This window comes from Chromobacterium sp. Ag138 (genome assembly GCF_055181315.1).
This window is the reverse complement of the sequence record NZ_JBUPWA010000001.1, coordinates 229,401-246,973: the sequence shown is the minus strand read 5'-3', so window position 1 is coordinate 246,973 and position 17,573 is coordinate 229,401. Positions and strand designations below refer to the sequence as shown.

Here is a 17,573-nt window from a genome sequence, read left to right as displayed (position 1 = left end):
AGCCGGCCGCGCCCAGGCCTGCGGCATGGGCGGGACGATGCGAAGATGAGGAAACGGCGGCCTCAGCCGCTGCGCAGCGCGCGCGGCCGGATATCGGTCCAGTTGGCGTCGAGATAGGAAACGCACGCGGCGCGGCCGGCCGGGCCGAATACGGCGCGCCAGCCCGCCGGCGTCGGCAGCGGCGACGGCCACAGGCTGTGCTGGTCCTGATGGTTTACCAGGACGAAAAAGGAAAGGCTTTCATCATCGAAAGGGTTGGTTTGCTCCATGCTCATGGCGAACACTCCAGCAAGGCGAGCCGGCCTGCAGGCGGGCCTGGCCCGCCTTCGGTCGATTCTGGTTTGTTTTAGGGAGCGGCCCAGGGCCGCCACAGACAGCCCAACCCTTGCAACAAACCGCCGCGCCAGCACAGCCAGTCGTGCCCGCCTTCGAACACCTGATAATGCACGTCGTGCCCGGCGCGCTCCAGCGCCGCGCGGTGGCTGTCGTTGACGTCCACCATCACCTCCTCGCGGCTGCCCACCTCTAGGAACACGCGCAGCCGTCCGGACGGCATCTCGCCGGCCTCCAGCCGCTCGGTCAGCCGGCCCTTGCTACCCGGCAGGCGGCGGGCGCTCGCCGCGCGCACCTTTTCATGCAATTCCACATGCGGCCACCAGAACGAGCCGGACTGGCTGAGCACGCAGCCGAAACGGTCCGGCCAGTTGAGGCCGGCGAACATCGCCCCCAGGCCGCCATAGCTCTGCCCGGCCACCACGGTGCGGTCTCCCCGGTGGCGGAACGGCGCGATCAGCGCCGCCTGCGGCAGCAGCTCCTTTTGCAGCGCCAGCCAGAATTCGGCGTTGCACGGCAGGTCTTCCTCGCGGTTACGGCCGTCGATGCTGTCGATCAGCACATACACCGCGGGCGGCAAACGGCCGCGGCGGGTGTCCTCGTCCAAAGCGGCGAACACCGGCAGGCGCTGCGCCCAATGCTGCCCGTCCAGCAGGATGGCCAGCGGCCGCTCAGCCCATTGTCCGACAGGAACCGCGCCGGTGTGGTAGATCCAGATCCGGCGCGCCTTGCCCAGCATGGCGCTGTCCCAGCGGATCTCCGCCAGGCGACGCGGGTCCGCTCCCTGCCCGGTTTTGTCCCAGGCGGTCCAAGCGGACTGGTCCGGAGCGTCGGGCAGATGCAGCGGCGACAAGCTGGCGCCCCAGCTGCTGTGGTAGCCGGCGGCGGGGTTGAGCGGATCGGCGATGGCCTGGTCCATGATGCTCAGCCACCATTCGCGATGGCGCAGCCGGTTCTGGCGGATATCGTCGCCGGGCACGGGAGGCGTCTGCCCGGCCGCTACCGGGATATAGGCATAGCTGCCGCGCCAGTCAGCCGGCAACACGGCCTGCCACCACCAGACGTCGGTATCGCCCAGGCGGGACAGCGATTGCGGCTGCGGGCTGTGGTGGTCGGTGACGGAGTTGACGTCGGCGTATACGCGGACGGTGGACGAGGTGGCAGGACCGCCTGCCGGGTCGCGCCACAGGAAAGTCACGCATACGCGCCCGTCCGGCAGCCTCTCGCGCAGCGGCGCACCCGTGGCGGCCAGCCGGTCCCACCATTGCGGCTCGCCCGCTTCCGGGTGCCGCAGCCAAGCCGCGCTTTCCACAGCCACTTGATTCCATTCCACAATGCTCTCCACCAATCCAGGCCGCGCAACGAATAGGCCGCACCGGCCAATTCATTTCGCGTTGAGTTATTGCATATTGTTAATGATAAATATTATCATTCGTATCTACTGATCGCAACGATCTCAACGGGTCAGCACCGGCCCCACAGTTCCGTCCGCCGCATTAGCCAACGATTCCTCGCCAGCCAGACGACGCCGCAGAACCGCCACCGGTCAATCTGACAATAACCACAATGAGGAATCTGGAACGATGGAAAAACTCCCGCACCGCAAGCGCGACGCCCTGGCCCACGCCACCCTGCTGGCCCTGGCCTGCCTGGGAGGCATGGCGCTGCCCCACTCCGCGCTGGCGGCACCGGCCGACCAACAAGACGCCGCCCTGCCTACCGTGACCGTCACCGGCGAGAAGATCAACCGCTCGCTGAAAGACACCACCACCGCAGTATCGGTGCTGCGCGACGCGGGCGCCGGCGAGATCAAATCGGTCTATGACGCGGCAGCCTCCACCCCCAACGCCACGGCCAACGGCGCCGGCATCATCAATATCCGCGGCGTGGAAGGCACCGGCCCCGGCACCGGCTACAACACGCTGGTCTCCGGCTCCCGCCCGCGCGTCAGCACCACCGTGGACGGCCTGTCGGAAAGCTGGAACGGCCAGCGCTACGTCGACGCCAGCCCATGGGACGTGGAACAGATAGAAGTGCTGCGCGGCCCGCAGTCCACCACCCAGGGCCGCAATACCATGGCCGGCGCCATCGTGGTCAACACCAAGGACCCGACTTTCGACTGGGAAGGCGCGCTGCGCGCCGGCTATGAAGACAAAGACGGCAAAGTGACGCTGGCCGGCATGATCTCCGGTCCGATCACCGACGAGCTGGCCTTCCGCGTCGCCGCCGAAGGCCTGAACGGCCACAGCTACATCGATTACCCGGGCGCCATGCCTTGGGACGCGTCCGAAGTGAAAAACAGCAGCTTCCGCGGCAAGCTGCTGTGGAAGCCCAGCGCGCTGCCGGGCTTCACCGCCAAGCTGACGGTGTCGCACCGCAAGAACAAGGGCGAATACCTGAACTATGTCGACGGCAACTACTTCGACTACCAGTATCACCGCCTGTCGACCGAAGCGCGCTATCAGGACTCGTTCAACAACACCGTCAGCGCCGATCTGCGATACCAGATCAATGACGCCTGGAGCGCCAGCCTGCTGCTCGGCCACGCCGACAACATCAGCGCGTTCAAAGATTCCGACACGCCCGCGTTCAGCATGAGGCTGGACGAGAAGGGCAACACCGCCGAGGCCCGCCTGGCCTACGCGCCGCGGGATGGCTGGCTGAGCGGCTTGGTCGGCGTCTATTACTACGACCGCGACCAGGACATGAACGCCTCTCCGCGCGTAGCGGCCAAGGATCGCCTCAAGACCGAGGCGTTTTACGGCGAAGCCACGCTGGCGCTAGACGACAAATGGAGCCTCAACCTGGGCGGCCGCGCGGAACGCGAGATGCAACGGCGCAACACCACGCTGGGTCCCGGACAGAGCTACGAAGCTCAAGCCAGCTATGACCTCGGCGAAACCTTGTTCCTGCCCAAGGCCGGCCTGAGCTACAAATACAGCCCATCCACCACCCTGGGCCTGTCCGCGCGCAAAGGCTACAACGCCGGCGGGTCCGGCCTGGACAACGACAACAAGTACTACACCTTCAACAAGGAGCAGGTCACAACCTACGAGCTGAGCAGCCGCTCCACCTTTCTGGAGGAGCGCGTCAGCCTCAACGCCAACGCCTTCTTCAACCAATACACCGGCTACCAGGCCATTCTGGGGTCGCGCTTCACCAATATCCCGGAAGGGCAAAGCTACGGTCTGGAACTGGAAAGCAAAGCGCGGGTCACTCCGAGGCTGACCCTCAGCGCCGGCATCGGCCTGTTGAACACCAAGGTGACCGGCACCGACATCGCCAATCCCGGCATCCAGGGCAATCAGTTCAACTACGCGCCGCACCTGACCGTCAACTTGGGCTTCAAGCAGCGCCTGCCGCGAAACTTCTATATTGGCGGCAGCCTGAACCGTGTCGGATCCTACTATTCGGACATCACCAATGATCCGACCCGCACCGCCGGCGACTACATGGTGGCCAACCTGAACGCCGGTTACGAGGATGCCCGCTGGGGAGTGCGCGCCTACGTCAACAACCTGACCAACCAAGGCGTGCTTTACGCCCAGATTCCGGCCCGGGGCAACAATCTGGGGGTGATCGGCGCGCCGCGCACGGTAGGCGTGACGGTGGACTACCGCTTCAACTGATCCGGTCCTGGCTGACGCAGACGATGGAACAAAACAAGGCTGCCATTCGGCAGCCTTGTTTTTTGCCCGGTCAGACCCGGATCACAGCTTGGCCATCATCGCTTCCATGCCCTGGTGCTGACTGAGCATGGACTTCATTTCCTGCGTGGACGCGATCGCGCTCGTCTTCACGCATGCGATGCTGCCGCGCAGGCGGGCGATGTCGGACGAAGTCGGCGGATCGTTGTAGTTGGGCACGCCGACGAAGCAAGACGAGCCCACGGTATTCGCCGCGCCGGTCTGCCACAGTGCGACATCCTTGCGGGCATTGCTGCCCTTGTCTTTCCAGATCCGGCCCTGCAGCGTCTGCACATCGGCGCACAGGCTTTCATGCACGCAGACATAGTCGGGCAGGTTGGGCGGCGTGTAGCCGCTGGTGGCCAGCATCATCACGTCGCCCAGCGCGCGGTAGCCTTGCGGCGGAATGGCGCGCCAGCACGCGTAATCCTTGGCCTTGCTGGAGCCGGCGTCATCCCACACCCGCTGCCAGCCCACCGGCGCCTTCAGCACGCCCAGGTCGAACAGATCCTTGAAGATGGGCGTATTGCCGTCGGCCACGCTGGAGTGGTTGCGCTGGCCGAACTGCCCCACCATTTTGTAGCCGTTGGAGGCGCTGGGGTTGAACACCGCCAGATCCTCCGACGCCCCGGAGCCGCTGTCGTCCCCGGCCTTCACCATCGGCGGCCTGGTATCCATCAGCAGCACCTTGTCTACCTTGGCGATCGGCTCCTGCGACTTCTTCATGAATTCAGGGAAGCCGTCTTCCAGTTCGGCCCTTCGCTCGGCCGAATCCGCCAATTCCCAGATCGGACGCAGGCTTTCGCTGGCGAAGTCCATCAGCGTCGCATAGTCGAGCAGCGATTCCGCCCACTGCGAGAACGCCTGCTGAGAGTCCGGGCCATGCAGAATGCGGTCGGTCAGTCCCGGCTTGCCGCCGGTGGCGGTCAGCCGGATGGTAGAGCTGCTGCGGAAGCGGTTGATCTGCTTTTCCATCTCCGAGCCGTGCTCGACCTTGATCTCGCCCACCAGCGCCTTGTACGACAGCTCGGCGGACGTGGACAAGGATTGGCTGCTATCCAGCTTCAGCGTCTTGGTCGCCGCGCTGTAGTCCAGGCGGCCGCCCACCGCGGCCTCGGACACGTAATAAGCGCCGTAGCGGCGGAACAGCTCCATCGCCGGCATCTTCGGATTGTTCAGATCTTCGCGGAAGTCTCGGCGCAGCATGGCGCGCAGCATGGCGGCGCCCGGCAGGTTGATGTACCACAATACGTGGGCTTCCCGCGTCGAGCTGTAGGATATCTCGGTCAATTTCTGGTCAGTAGTGGAGAAATCCACATTGAGCGAGGCGCTGAACAGCTTGTAGCGGCCGGACACGCCCACATGCTGGCTCATCTTTTCCCGATACTCTTCGATTTCCTTGCTGACATCCTGTTTGAAGTCGGAATGGAAATAGGTGTGTACATGCATGATGCGGGGAAAGGTGTAGCTGCGGCCCTCGATTTCGATGCTGTCCAGCTCGCCGCCGAAATCGAACAGGGGTTGGCCGAGCAGGCTTTCCGGGCTGGCGTACAAACCATTCACGTCATAGCCCATGCCCATGGAGGTAACGCCGGGGAGGTTGCCAAGCTGACCTGCATTTGCTGCGGATGCCATGGAATTCCTTTCTTAACGCTATAATCGAATGGCATTTTCACAACGCCGCTAGATATATAGCGCGCATCCCCAGGCACTGCCTCTGGACCTCCGGTCAGTAAAAATACGGAACTCATTTGCGTTGGAACAAGACCCCGCAGCCGCCTTCCTGCCGCGCATCCTCCCGTTAAGCGTTTCGCGCAAGCCCGGCCGCCATCCGCGCCAAGGCCGCCGCGCCGGTTCCGCAAACAGTTCCGCAGCCCAACTCGGCTTTCAACTCCGCCAAGTCCTGCCCCTGCCGCAGCCTGTCCAAAATGGCGGCCTCGCCTACCTGCTTGCATTGACACACGATGCGGTCCCGCTTGGCGGCGCGCTTCCCGCCGGGGGAAAACGCGGCAAGCCGCGGCCCCTGCCACAACTCGCCATCCAACAGCCGCTGCAGCAAGCGACCGCCAGCGGCAGGAAGCCGACGCGAACCGTTGACCAGCAACAGCCTCAAGGGGGCGGACGGGTCCATGGTCTCATTCGCGGAGTGGATCTGCGGGAAATAAAAGCAAACCCCATGCCCGAATGCCATGACGACGCAAAAACGCCCGCGTGAGCGGGCGTCGCGTGAATCAACCGGCTTTGGCCGGTTCCGGCTTGCCTCCGGGCGGCGGGCCGCTCGACTCCTCGTCCAGATTGCTCTCGGCGCGGCGGCCTGCCCAATAGGCGGCGTTGGCGATGCCCAGCTTTTCCGGGTGGAACACCGGATCCACGCCTTGCGCCTTCTGCGCCTCGTAATCGCGCAGGCAGGCCAGCGCCGGCTTCTGCATCAGGATGATGGCGATGATGTTCAGCCAGGCCATCAGACCGACGCCGATGTCGCCCAGGCCCCAGGCCAGATCGGCGGTTTTCACCGTGCCGTAGACGGTGGCCGCCATCAGGCCCACCTTCAGCGCGAACACCAGCCACGGCCGCCGCGCCTTGCGGTTGATGAAGGCGACGTTGGTCTCGGCGATGTAGTAGTAGGCGATGATGGTGGTGAAGGCGAAGAAGAACAGCGCCAGCGCGACGAACACCGAGCCGAAGCCCGGCATGATGCTTTCCATCGCGGTCTGCACATAGCCCGGCCCCGCCGCCACGCCGGCGATGCCGGTGTACAGCGCCGCGCCGTCCGGCCCCTGGACATTGTACTGGCCGGTGATCAGCAGCATGAAGGCGGTGGCGGAACAGACGAACAGGGTGTCGATGTACACCGAGAACGCCTGCACCAAGCCCTGCTTGGCCGGATGGCTGACCACCGCGGCGCTGGACGCGTGCGGACCGGTGCCCTGGCCGGCCTCGTTGGAATAGATGCCGCGCTTCACGCCCCACTGGATGGCGAAGCCCAGCACCGCGCCCATTCCCGCCTCAAAACCGAAGGCGCTCTTGAAGATCAGCGCCACCACGCCCGGCAATTGCTCGATGTTGAGGGCGATCAACACGCAGGCGACGATGATGTAGCCCAGCGCCATGAAGGGCACCACCGCGCCGGCGAACACCGCGATGCGCTTGACGCCGCCGAAGATGATGAAGCCCAGCATGATGGCCAGCACGGCTGCCGTCACCGTGGGCGCGATGCCGAATGCCGACTGCATCGAATTGGCGATGGAATTGGCCTGGATGCCGGGCAACATCACACCGGTGGCCACCACCGTGGTGATGGCGAACAGCCAGGCATACCACTTCATGCCCAGGCCCTTCTCGATGTAGAAGGCCGGACCACCGCGGTACTGGCCGTCTATTTTTTCCTTGTACACCTGGCCCAGCGTCGATTCGACAAAAGCGGAGCTGGCGCCCAGAAAGGCCACCAGCCACATCCAGAACATCGCGCCCGGCCCGCCGAAGGTGATGGCGGTGGCCACCCCGGCGATATTGCCGGTGCCCACCCTCCCCGCCAGCGTCATCGCCAGCGCCTGGAACGACGACACCCCTGCGCTGCTGCTCTGGCGGTTGAACATCAGGCGCAGCATTTCCTTGAAATGCCTCAGTTGCAGAAAACGGGTGCGCAGCGAGAAATACAGGCCCACGCCCAGACACAGGTAAATCAGTGCCGGACTCCAGACCACGCCGTTGATGGCGTTGACCAACTCCTCCATGGGTTCTCCTTTGTAAGCGAAGGTATGCAATCGGCGTGTTTTTATATTCCTGCTGCCGATTGTCCGACTGGAACCCGCAAGATAATGGTCAAAGCCTGAATGTTTCCAGATGGTTTACTGTAAAAATAAAGTAAATACCCTAAATAAATATCGCCGCCCTGGTGCCGGACAATCCGCCGGATGGATCGGCGACCCCGCGCCAGGCCCAAGCCGGAACCGCACGCCCGCGCATGGTATAGTGTGCCTCCGGTTCTCCCAGTAGAAAGCTTCAAGCCATGTCCATCCCCTTCCGTCTGTCCGCCGCCTGCCTGCTGCTGGCCGCGCTCGGCGGCTGCCAGCCGCCGCAACGCATCCAGGCCAGCTACCACTGCGACGATCAGATTCGGTTCAGCTTCGACCGCCGCAGCCAGACGGTGGAGGTATTCCGCGGCGGCGAGACCTTCAAGGGATATATGGACGAGAAAGGCCTGCTGACCTGGCCCAAGCCGCTGGCCGGCAAATCGCTGCCGGACAGCTTCTACATTTCACGCAAGACGCCGGACCAGATGAAGCTGTACGGCGGTTTCGCCGGCACCGGCAAGACGTGCCGGCTGGACCCGGGCTGAGCGAACGGCCTCACGTCCGGCCTCCGCCAGCGTCCATGGAGCGAGCCGACGCATTTCGCGCCGGCCCCGCCCTGGAGACCGCCATGTCGCTCGCGCTGAACAACTGCCCACTTACCAACAACACCGCCGTCACCATCCGCGTCGTGCCCGACGCGCCCGGAAACGCTTTCGATGTGCCGGCGGGCCAGACCGTCAATTCCGGCGTGATCGTCTTCGACACCATACAAGTCCCCGGCGACGTGCTGGACACCGACGCGGACCAGGCCGCGAACCAGCTGAATTGTTATTTCGTGCTAGTGGGTGGGGAATATCGCTTGAACATCCCCGACGACTTCACCGCGGTGTTCAGTTAGATCAAGAAGCCGCCGTCGAAGAAGACCTTGTCGCCGAAACTCAGCCGGCCGCCGGAAAAGATCAGGTCCAGATGATGGCTGCCCAGCTCGCCGCCGCCCAGGCCCAGATGCAGTCCTGGGTGGCGCTCCTCGAAGCCGGCGTTGAGTCCGTACAGCCCCTTCACGCCGCAATTGGTGCCGATGCCGAACTCCGCCACCGCGGCGTTGCCGGCGTTGGCGCTCAGATACTTGTCGAAATCCGCCGAGAAGCGCGAGTCGCCGCAGCTGAAGTCCGCCACCCGGCCATCGCGGATGCGCAGCGTCGCGAAATCGCGGACCACGCCGTATTTGACGGCGAACGGTATCGTGCTGAGAAAGGCGCCGCTGAAGCGCACCTCGCCCTGCAGATCGGCGATGGAAGTGGCGATCTCTCCTGGAACTAGATCGACATTGCCGTCGCCGTCTATCGAGGTCCAGGATTGATCGGGCCGGATCGAGCCGCGGAGCCATCCCCCCTCCTCCTGCTCGAACGCCACGTATCCGGCTTGCTCCGCCAGCGCGATCAGGCTGCGGTTGCGCTCAGCCATCCGCGCCCGCGGCTCGGAGAACGCTTCGTAGAAGAAGGTTCCGTAGTCCTTGAACAGAATGGATTTCTTCCAGTTGGACTGCATCGCCTGCTTGATCGGCAACAGGAAGACAGGACCGCGCGGATCGACAGACGGCAACGTCGACGAGCGGTACAGGAAAATGAAGACATCGCACTGTTCGATGGCGGCGGTCAGCGCGTCCGCGCTCTCGCGCTCCAGCTCCGCCAGACGGATGTCCGCAGCCATGATCTCCCCGGCGCCCTCGGCGATGTGCGCGGCGACCTCGCCGTGGAACGCGTCGAACCCCAGCAACAGGCGGATGGGCTCTCCCGAGGCCGCCTTGTCCCTGGCCGCCGGATGCAGGGCCAGGCAGGCGTACATATTGCGGACGCTTCGCGCCTGCTCTTCGGTGGTGATGCGCATTCAGCTTTCTCCCAAGGTCCGCTGACTAAACTTTGCGGAGTCTCTGGACCAAGCGCCGCGGGCCGTGCCAATCGTTCGACGCAGGGAGGCGCGATCCAGGATCTGTTTTTGTCGGCGGCGCTAAAAAACGGGGCCGCCAGGACCCCGTCGTCAGACACGGATTCGGCTGATGCCTATCAGACCGGCCACAACGCGGTGCCGAACGGCACGACGGCTTTGTCTTGCATCATCTCCACCGCTTCGGCGAAGGTTTCCTCCTGGAACCAGGCATCCAGTTCGATATCCGCGCTTTGGATTTGATCGTTCATCTGCATCTCCTTTGTCGTTGGAAAATTCGAAATGCTAGAGCAACTGCCCTAACAAAATTACAGACGCATGAAATGCCGGCAAGTTCTAATCTCTCTTAGTATTATTTATGCTATTAACATTGCAATGGCATCGCGCAATGGCATTACTGCCCGCATCGCCGCCTATACTCACATCACTACTCATACCGCGAGGCCATCATGCAATCCCCCGGCATTCCCACCAACGAGGCAGAACGCGTCCGGGTGCTGCAAGAGTTGCTGATCCTGGATACCGATCCGGAAGAGCGCTACGACGCGATCACCGCTTACTGTCGCTCCCGCTTCGCAGTCAAGATCGCGCTGATCACCCTGGTGGACAGCAATCGCCAGTGGTTCAAGTCGCACTGCGGGCTGGACGCGAGCGAAACGCCGCGCGACATCAGCTTCTGCGCACACGCCATCCTCGGCGACGACATCTTGGAAATCCCGGACGCCAGCAACGACAACCGCTTCAGTGACAATCCGATGGTGCTTGGCGATCCCAATATTCGTTTCTACGCCGGCGCGCCGTTGAAGCTGTCGTCCGGCCACACCATCGGCACGCTGTGCCTGATCGATTCCAAGCCCAAGCGCCTGGCCGGAGAGGAGAAAAGGCATCTGAAAACGCTGGCCCATACCGTGGTGCTGGAAATAGAAGGCAGCCGCGCCGTCAGCGAACCCGGCTGACCTGCTTCGCCGGCTAGCGCTCGGGCCATCTCTGGTAGCCGTTCTCGTCGTAAAAGGTTTCCGTCAGCGCGTCGCCGTTCAGCTCCAGCTTCACGAAGCCGTTCAACACCCGCTCCGGGTATTTGCTGTCGTCGGCTGAACGCGTCTCCGCCCACGCCACCTGCGGCTTCCCGTCCAGCGCCTTGGCCGGCCCGTACGGAATCGCGCCGTGGCCGACGCAGCGGGCCAGCAGCTTGCCCTGCGGCTGGTAACAGATGACGTTGTGCAGGTGCCCCCAGTACCAGTAATCCGGATCGCGGCCCAGCGCAGCCGCCACCTCTTGGTACAGCGGCGTCTTGGTCGAGCCGTCCATGGCATAACCCTGATGGTGGGACAGCAGCATGATCTTCTTGTCCCAGCCGGCGGCAAGCTGCTTCAGCCACGCCGCCTGCTGGTCTCCCAGCGCGCCGTCCATGTACAGATTCATCTTGTCCGAGTGGTAGGCGCTGTCCAGGCCGACAATCAACCAGTTCTGGTTGTGCAGGCTGAAATAACTGGTGCCCTGCTGCATGGGGAATTTATTCGACAGCTCGCCGAAGTAACCAAGCGCGCCGTTGTACATTTCATGATTGGAATTGAGAGTGAACTGCCCCTTCGCGCCCGCCGGCCAGTCTTTCAGATCATTGCTCTCATCCGAGCTGATGCCCGCATAGTAGACATCGCCCAGATGGATGGTGTAGTCAGCGCCCTGCTTGCTCATCGCGGCAGCCACCTTGGCCGCGATGTAATCGCCGGTGCCCCAGTCGCCGGCGATGGCGAAACTGACCTGGTCCGCTATCTCGACTCGGCCCGGCTGCCCGCCCCACGGCGCAAAGTCCCACAGGTGGCCGATCCACTGCACCAGCGCCTCGCCCCACAAGGGGTCCAGCAGCTCCCACTTGCGGCAGCCCAGCAGGGTGCCGTCGTCCATCACCCGGGTGGGCAGCTCGTCCTCGGTGGTCGGCAATGGCTTGCCGTCCAGCACGTCGTCCAGGATGGACAAGCCTCGCGCCAGCTCCCACGGGATGCCGTCGGCGGAGGTGCTGCCGGAGTCGATCACGTCCCGCACCTGCTGGTGCACCTGCTGCAGCCGGTCCATGATCTGCTTCTTCTGCTCAAGCGTCTGCCTGGCATCCGCCAGATCGTTTTCGATCCGGCTTTTCCAATCGCTGAAATCCATCTCGCACCTCCGCTCTGCGGACGGTTGCCGCCGCCTACAGGTTTTTCATGTACTCGATCAGGTCCCACTTTTCGCTGTCGGACAGATTGGTTCCATACTCGTGGCCGGTGTTGTGATTGCCCGGCAGGCGGGTGTCGAACTTGAAGTAGCCGCCGCCCTTGACCTCCGGCCCGGCGGCGATGAAGCCGACGTTGCGGGTGTCGAACACGCTGGAGCCGCGATAGAACACTTTGGGACGCTTGTCGGGCTTCTGCAGCAGGTCCCACAGCGTCGGCACCGAGCCATTGTGCAGATACGGCGCGCGCAGCCAGATGCCGTCGGTCGGCGTGTTGCTGTAGCTCTGCGTCTTGCGGTAGGCGCCGAAGTCGAACGGCGGCTTCTTGAATTCGTGGAACTTGTCCACCAGCCCGACGGTGAAGGAGTTGACGCGATAGGGGTCGGTGCCCAGCTCATCCAGCCCCACGGTCACCTGGCCGGTATCGGCCTTGCCGAAGTCGTGGCAGCTGGCGCAATTCTTCTCCCACAGCGCCTGGCCGCGATGCGCGCGCACCTGGTCCAGACCGCCGAACGGCCACTTGGGCGGCTGATGCGTCAGCAGCCAGTCGGTCACGCGCTTGAACTCGGCCGGCAGCACCGACTGCGGCGTGGCGCCCACCGCCATCGCCGCGGCGTAGTTGCGCTCCTTGATGTCGTTGTTGTTGCCGTCCCAGTGCAGGTACAGCGACTCGCGCGGCTTCTGGTTCCAGATCTGCGGCAGGTCCACCGTGCCGATGGTGGAGTCGTCCGGGAAACCGAACACCACCATCTTGGTGGGGTTGAAGGTGTCGGTGCGCCCCGGCCCCTGCTGCGGCCGCAGCTTCTGCCACGCGTACTGCTGCTTCTGCTTCAGGAAGGCCTGGCGCGTGGCCGGCACGATCAAGAAACGGTAGAACAGCTTTTCTATCGGCCCCAGCTCGTAATGCTGCTCGATGGCGTCGATCACCTTGGCGTTGAAGTCCGGATCGCCGGCGCAGTCGTACAGGAACCACTGGAACGACTCCAGATCCAGCAGCGCCGCGGGCGCGGTGGGCACCGGCACCGGCACGTCGTCGGCGCTCTTGCGGTACATGCCGGTATGGCACAGCGCGCAATTGGGCTCCACCGACGGATAGCCGATCTGGCGCTTGGCCAGCCCGATCGGCAGGTCATGCCCGCCCTCGTAGATGAAGCCGAACGCCTGCCAGCCGCTGCCCAGCTTGGGCATGCGCTGCGCGCACACCTGCGGCAGCACCGAGAACACGTACAAGGGAATGCGCGCGTCCGGCCCCAGCCCTATCGCCGCGTATTTGAAGTGGTCCACATCGGACGCCAGCGGCGGCTGCGGCACTTCGCGCAGCAGATTGGCCCAGGCTTCGTAGCCGATGAAGGCCAACACCAGCACGACAACGATGGCGATCTTGCGGCGGACGCCGGAAAAGCACTGGGCCAGGCAACGCCACAAGCCGCGCAGGCCGGCCAGGAGCAATGGCCAGGGCCGCTGCTCCGCCGGCAGGCCGATGTACAGCAAGACGCCCAGGATCAAAAACATCGCAGCGTCGGAGTACAGCAAGGGCTTGAACGCGTCCGGATAGCCGGAGGTCTGGATCAGATAGATCCAGAACACCACCGCGATCAACCGGGACAGCACGCACAGCCAGGAATACACCGGGTAGCGCGCGGCATTGACACCGGCCGGCGCGTAAAACAGGCTGACGCCCACCAGCAGCATGCCGGCGTTCTGCAGCCACGGGTACACCGCCTGACTGGGCAGGCCGAAGCTGCTGTTCAGGAAGTCCGGCCAGAACAGCGCCGGGATGGCGAACACCATATTGATGGCGATGCCGATCCAGATGAAACGCTGGAACCAGCGCACGCCGCATTCCGCGCAACGAGTCTTGTCCATGGGGAGGTCCTTGTGAAGACGGCGTCGAATGGCCCACGCGCGGCCGGGACCGGACAGCGGCCCCGGCGCCCGCCTCAGCCGCCTGCGGTCTTGTCCAGATGGGCGACGATGGCCGGGTAGACGTCCGCCGCCGCGTTCTTGCCGAACATGCAGTCGATGTGGCCGTAGCCCAGCACCACCAGCCGGCTGTAACGCTCCGGTCCGAAACGCTGAACCAGCTTGTCGTACGTGCGCTCGGTGCTCTCCGGCAGATAGCACTCGTTCTGCTCGCCGCTGATGAACAGGATGGGCATTTGCAGCCGCTCGAAGTGCGGCATGTAGATGTCCGCGCCGTCGAACGCCACCAGCCGCCCCTCGCGGCACATCCGCGCCAGATGCTCCATAGTGCGCATGTTCGCCACCCCGAACAGCTCGTGCAGATTGTCGTGCAGGGTCTCGTTCAGGGTTTCGTGACGGTACAGCGGCGCGTACATGAAGGTGATGCGGTGGCAGACCGGGTTGTTGCAATAGCCTTGCGCCTCCGCCAGCGCATAGCCCTTCAGCGCGGTGTCGTACAGTTTCTCGAACCAGTTGGAGTCGGACGAGGTATAGGCGGTCAGCGATTGCACGCCCAGCTTGTCCAGCACCGTCGGCAGATGCAGGCCGGTCTTCACCTGAGTAGCGGCCGGCACCACGATGTCGGCGGCGATCTGCGAGCACACCACCGACCTCACTCCTTCCAGCCCGGCCAGCATGGACATGAAGAAGGTGGTGGCGCCGTAGCAGTGCACCACGCACTGCACGTCGGCCGCATCGGTGGCTGCCCGTATCGTCCGGATCGCCGCCGGGTAGTCGTAGCGCGCCACCTGGTCGCCGTCCCACTGCTGCTGGCTGGCTTCCAGCAGGATGCTGACGCGGAAGTCCAGCAGCCACACGTCGTAGCCATGCTGGTACAAGTACTCCAGCAGATTGGTGGAGATGGTGTCGGTGGAGAAGATGTTCGACCCCACGCCCAGGCCGTGCACCAGCATCACCGGCCCCTTGCCGCCGCCGTTGTGGCGCGTGAGCCGCAGATTGACGCCGTCGTCGGTCGGGAAGAACACCACCTCGGGCGCGCCGGCGTTGAGCGGGCGCTTCTTGCGCGGCGGCGCGTCCGGGTTGAAGTAGACATTGGACGCCAGCACGCCGCCGTAGCTCTCCCACAGCACGCCGGCGAAATACTCGCCGAAGCGCGCCAGCTGTTTCAGCCGCTCCGCCTCGCTGGAGACGTTGAGCACCTTCATCGTGGTCATCTGCCGCGCGAAGTCGGCCGGCTCGATGTGCAGCACCCCGCTGCCGACCACCTCGCCGCCATCGTTCACGCCCTGATACACCGTCACGTACAAGGTGCTGGTATCGGCCCAGATCTTGAGCGGGCCGTGATCGCTGGGCACCGATTTGAACGCGCTGAAGAAGTACTCGGACCCATCCTCGGCGCTCAAGCGCATCTTGTAATTCATGTGCCGCTCGCCCACCTGCTGCGGATATTCCTCGAACAGGTTGAACACGCCATGGCTGACCGTCAGCGGCAGCGGCGACAGCGCCGGCGCGTTCAGCGTGCCGACGATGGTGGCCGGATGGCTGGGGTCGGAAATCAGCCGATCCAGATCGTCGGACGCCACCGTGACGGTGAAGCCCATGGTCGAAGCGGCATCCCGGCCGGCCTGGGCCGCCGCCTCGTACACGGCCAGATCGGTTCCAGCCGGCTGGCGGTGGGCGGTGGAGAAGAAGCCCTTCATGGTCTCGGTGAATTCGATGCCGGGCTTGTCCGACTGCGGCTGCGGCGCGCGGCGCGGCGCCGACGGCAGCGTGTAGTCGATCTTCCAGCCGCGGTCCGCCGCCAGCAGCGCCATCGCCCGCTCGCTGACCGCCGAGATGGTGAACAGCGGGTTCACCGCCAGCGAGGTGGGAATCACCGAGCCGTCGGTCACATACAAGCCGGGATAGACATCGCGCCCGCTCGTTCCGCTGAACGCCTGGCCCTTGTGGTTGACCACGCCCTGGCCGGCGTCCTCGCCCATCACGCAGCCGCCCAGCGGATGCACGGTGATTAGGCTGTGCTTGAACAGATCGGTCCAGATCGGATTACGCACATAGATGCCGCCCAGCGCCCGGGTGGCCTCCTGCAACCTGTCGTTGCCGATCTTGAAGTTGGGCTGCTCGCCCACGCCAGGCCAATCCAGCCGCAGCTGATCGTGGTCGTCCAGCACCATCCGGCCGGCGCCGTCGTCGTGGCTCATGATCAAATAGGTCTGCAAGCGGTTCATCGCGCCGTGGTAAGGCCCGCGCAGCGCGCTTTCCACCTCCCGCGCAGCGTACTTGATCTTGGCCAGCGCGCCGGTTTCCGAAGGCTGGCCCAGCTCGGCCGACGCCGCGGCCATTGCCGGCACCATCATCCCGCCGATGGCGCCGGGAATGGAACCCTCCTCGATCACCATGCGCCGGCGCCAGGCGCTCTCGTCGCGCATGTCGATGATGGAGGTGATACAGGGTCCGACCGGGCCGACTTCCTTGGCAGAGTGCGTGCCGAAACCGATGCCGTTGATCTTGTCGCCGTTGTTGTAGCCGAAGCCGAGGATGTCGCCGTTGCCGCTCATGTGCATGCCCAGTTGGTCGGACAGCGGCAGGCCCTCGGCGCGGGAGCGCAGCAGGATCTCGGTGGAGCCCAGCGTGCCGGCGGACAGGATGACGATGTCGGCCTTGACGAACAGCGTCGGCGCGTCGAATTTCTCGCGCCCGGTGCCCACGTACTGGAAATGAACGATCCAGCCGTCGCCCTCCCGCTCCAGATAGCGCACCGAGGCCTGGCAGAAAATCTCCGCGCCGTGGTTGCAGGCGTCCGGCAGATAGTTCATCAGCGTGGTGTTCTTGGCGTGGTTGTTGCAGCCGGACACGCAGTCGCCGCAGTAGTTGCAGGGTTTCTGCTCGACGCCGACGTGGTTCAGATCGTTCGGCAGCTTTTCGAAATTCACGTTGATCGGCGGCCGGTAGAACGTGTGCTTGGCCTGGATGCGTTCGCCGGACTTCTGGTTGGCCTGCAGCTTGGGCAGCGCGGGCGCGGCTTCCGGGTAGGGCGTGGGCTTCAGCATCTGCTGCGCCCGCGCGTAGCCCTCCTTCAGCAGCGTATCGACATGGTCGCGCACGCCCTCCGGCCAGCGCGGATCCTCGAACACTTGCGGCTCCGGCTGCAGCGAGACATTGGCGTTGATCAGCGAGGTGCCGCCCAGGCCGCAGCCGACGATCACGTTCTGCTGCGCGTTGACGTGCAGATCGTACAAGCCGGTGCGCGAACCCAGATGGCCGTCCGGATGGTGGACCTGGAATTCTTCTGTCGCCTCCGCCAGCGTGTCGGGGTACTCGCCGGGAATGATCTCCCGGCCCCGCTCCAGCAGACAGACGGAACGGCCGGCCCGCGCCATCCGCGACGCGGCGATGCCGCCGCCGTAGCCGGAGCCGATCACCACAACCTCGTAACGTTCCTTGATTTCACTGATGGGGGACGCGATTCGCACCATTGACTTTCTCCCGGACAGGATCGAGCAGTCAGGCCACGAATACCATTGCAGAAGGCGCGGCGCAGGCATCGCTGCGGACGCGGATGCCGGTCATCGATGAAAGTGAAACCGGCGGTATTGTCATTGTGACAGCATGATTTTATCTAGATCAGAACAATGCTCCTGTCAATGCCGCTGTTAAGCTTGTGTTGCCGCAGCATATCGCCAA

General features: G+C 64.1%; 14 protein-coding genes. 5 read left to right on the top strand and 9 right to left on the bottom strand.

Translation table 11 applies throughout. From position 1 onward, the window contains the following. Positions 1-62: 62 nt before the first annotated feature. Both ACY3GB_RS01235 and fes read right to left on the bottom strand, forming a co-directional pair. Positions 63-275, bottom strand: a complete 213-nt coding sequence (locus ACY3GB_RS01235) for an MbtH family protein (RefSeq protein ID WP_463087098.1) — start codon at positions 273-275, stop codon at positions 63-65. Between the two features lie 71 nt (positions 276-346). Further along, on the bottom strand, positions 347-1,666 hold the full coding sequence (gene fes, locus ACY3GB_RS01230) for an enterochelin esterase (RefSeq protein ID WP_463087097.1): 1,320 nt from the start codon (positions 1,664-1,666) through the stop codon (positions 347-349). Positions 1,667-1,916: 250 nt separating this feature from the next. Here fes and ACY3GB_RS01225 point away from each other — a divergent pair, with 250 nt between their 5' ends. Further along, entirely contained in the window at positions 1,917-3,962 is a 2,046-nt protein-coding gene (locus ACY3GB_RS01225; protein WP_463087096.1) for a TonB-dependent receptor, read from the top strand. Between the two features lie 81 nt (positions 3,963-4,043). Here the strand turns inward: ACY3GB_RS01225 and ACY3GB_RS01220 are convergent, their stop codons facing one another. Continuing rightward, complete coding sequence (locus tag ACY3GB_RS01220; protein ID WP_463087095.1) at positions 4,044-5,654, bottom strand: MAC/perforin domain-containing protein; 1,611 nt, start codon at positions 5,652-5,654, stop codon at positions 4,044-4,046. A 121-nt stretch (positions 5,655-5,775) separates the two neighbouring features. On the opposite strand from ACY3GB_RS01220, the gene ACY3GB_RS01215 reads away from it, so the two are divergent. Next, the gene (locus ACY3GB_RS01215; protein WP_463087094.1) at positions 5,776-6,234 is read left to right on the top strand and encodes a hypothetical protein; all 459 of its coding nucleotides are present in this window, start codon (positions 5,776-5,778) and stop codon (positions 6,232-6,234) included. 16 nt (positions 6,235-6,250) lie between these two features. On the opposite strand, the gene ACY3GB_RS01210 is transcribed toward ACY3GB_RS01215, so the two are convergent. Continuing rightward, positions 6,251-7,753, bottom strand: coding sequence for an alanine/glycine:cation symporter family protein (locus ACY3GB_RS01210; protein ID WP_463087093.1), 1,503 nt, complete (start codon positions 7,751-7,753; stop codon positions 6,251-6,253). A gap of 275 nt (positions 7,754-8,028) precedes the next feature. Here ACY3GB_RS01210 and ACY3GB_RS01205 point away from each other — a divergent pair, with 275 nt between their 5' ends. Together ACY3GB_RS01205 and ACY3GB_RS01200 are read left to right on the top strand one after the other, a co-directional pair. After that, positions 8,029-8,358, top strand: a complete 330-nt coding sequence (locus tag ACY3GB_RS01205) for a hypothetical protein (protein ID WP_463087092.1) — start codon at positions 8,029-8,031, stop codon at positions 8,356-8,358. Positions 8,359-8,441: 83 nt separating this feature from the next. Further along, entirely contained in the window at positions 8,442-8,711 is a 270-nt protein-coding gene (locus ACY3GB_RS01200) for a hypothetical protein (RefSeq protein WP_048404812.1), read from the top strand. On the opposite strand, the gene ACY3GB_RS01195 is transcribed toward ACY3GB_RS01200, so the two are convergent. Beyond that, positions 8,708-9,700, bottom strand: coding sequence for a hypothetical protein (locus ACY3GB_RS01195; protein WP_463087091.1), 993 nt, complete (start codon positions 9,698-9,700; stop codon positions 8,708-8,710). The two genes, ACY3GB_RS01200 and ACY3GB_RS01195, sit on opposite strands and share 4 nt — an antisense overlap. Before the next feature lie 176 nt (positions 9,701-9,876). Then, on the bottom strand, positions 9,877-10,008 hold the full coding sequence (locus ACY3GB_RS01190) for a hypothetical protein (protein WP_463087090.1): 132 nt from the start codon (positions 10,006-10,008) through the stop codon (positions 9,877-9,879). A gap of 198 nt (positions 10,009-10,206) precedes the next feature. On the opposite strand from ACY3GB_RS01190, the gene ACY3GB_RS01185 reads away from it, so the two are divergent. After that, positions 10,207-10,713, top strand: coding sequence for a GAF domain-containing protein (locus ACY3GB_RS01185; RefSeq protein ID WP_463087089.1), 507 nt, complete (start codon positions 10,207-10,209; stop codon positions 10,711-10,713). Positions 10,714-10,726: 13 nt separating this feature from the next. On the opposite strand, the gene ACY3GB_RS01180 is transcribed toward ACY3GB_RS01185, so the two are convergent. From ACY3GB_RS01180 to ACY3GB_RS01170, 3 genes are all read right to left on the bottom strand, one after another. Then, a complete protein-coding gene (locus ACY3GB_RS01180; protein ID WP_463087088.1) occupies positions 10,727-11,911 on the bottom strand; it encodes a metallophosphoesterase family protein in 1,185 nt (394 codons plus the stop codon). 34 nt (positions 11,912-11,945) lie between these two features. After that, complete coding sequence (locus ACY3GB_RS01175; protein ID WP_463087087.1) at positions 11,946-13,832, bottom strand: c-type cytochrome; 1,887 nt, start codon at positions 13,830-13,832, stop codon at positions 11,946-11,948. Between the two features lie 74 nt (positions 13,833-13,906). Further along, positions 13,907-17,365, bottom strand: coding sequence for a GMC family oxidoreductase N-terminal domain-containing protein (locus tag ACY3GB_RS01170; RefSeq protein WP_463087086.1), 3,459 nt, complete (start codon positions 17,363-17,365; stop codon positions 13,907-13,909). Positions 17,366-17,573 lie beyond the last annotated feature (208 nt).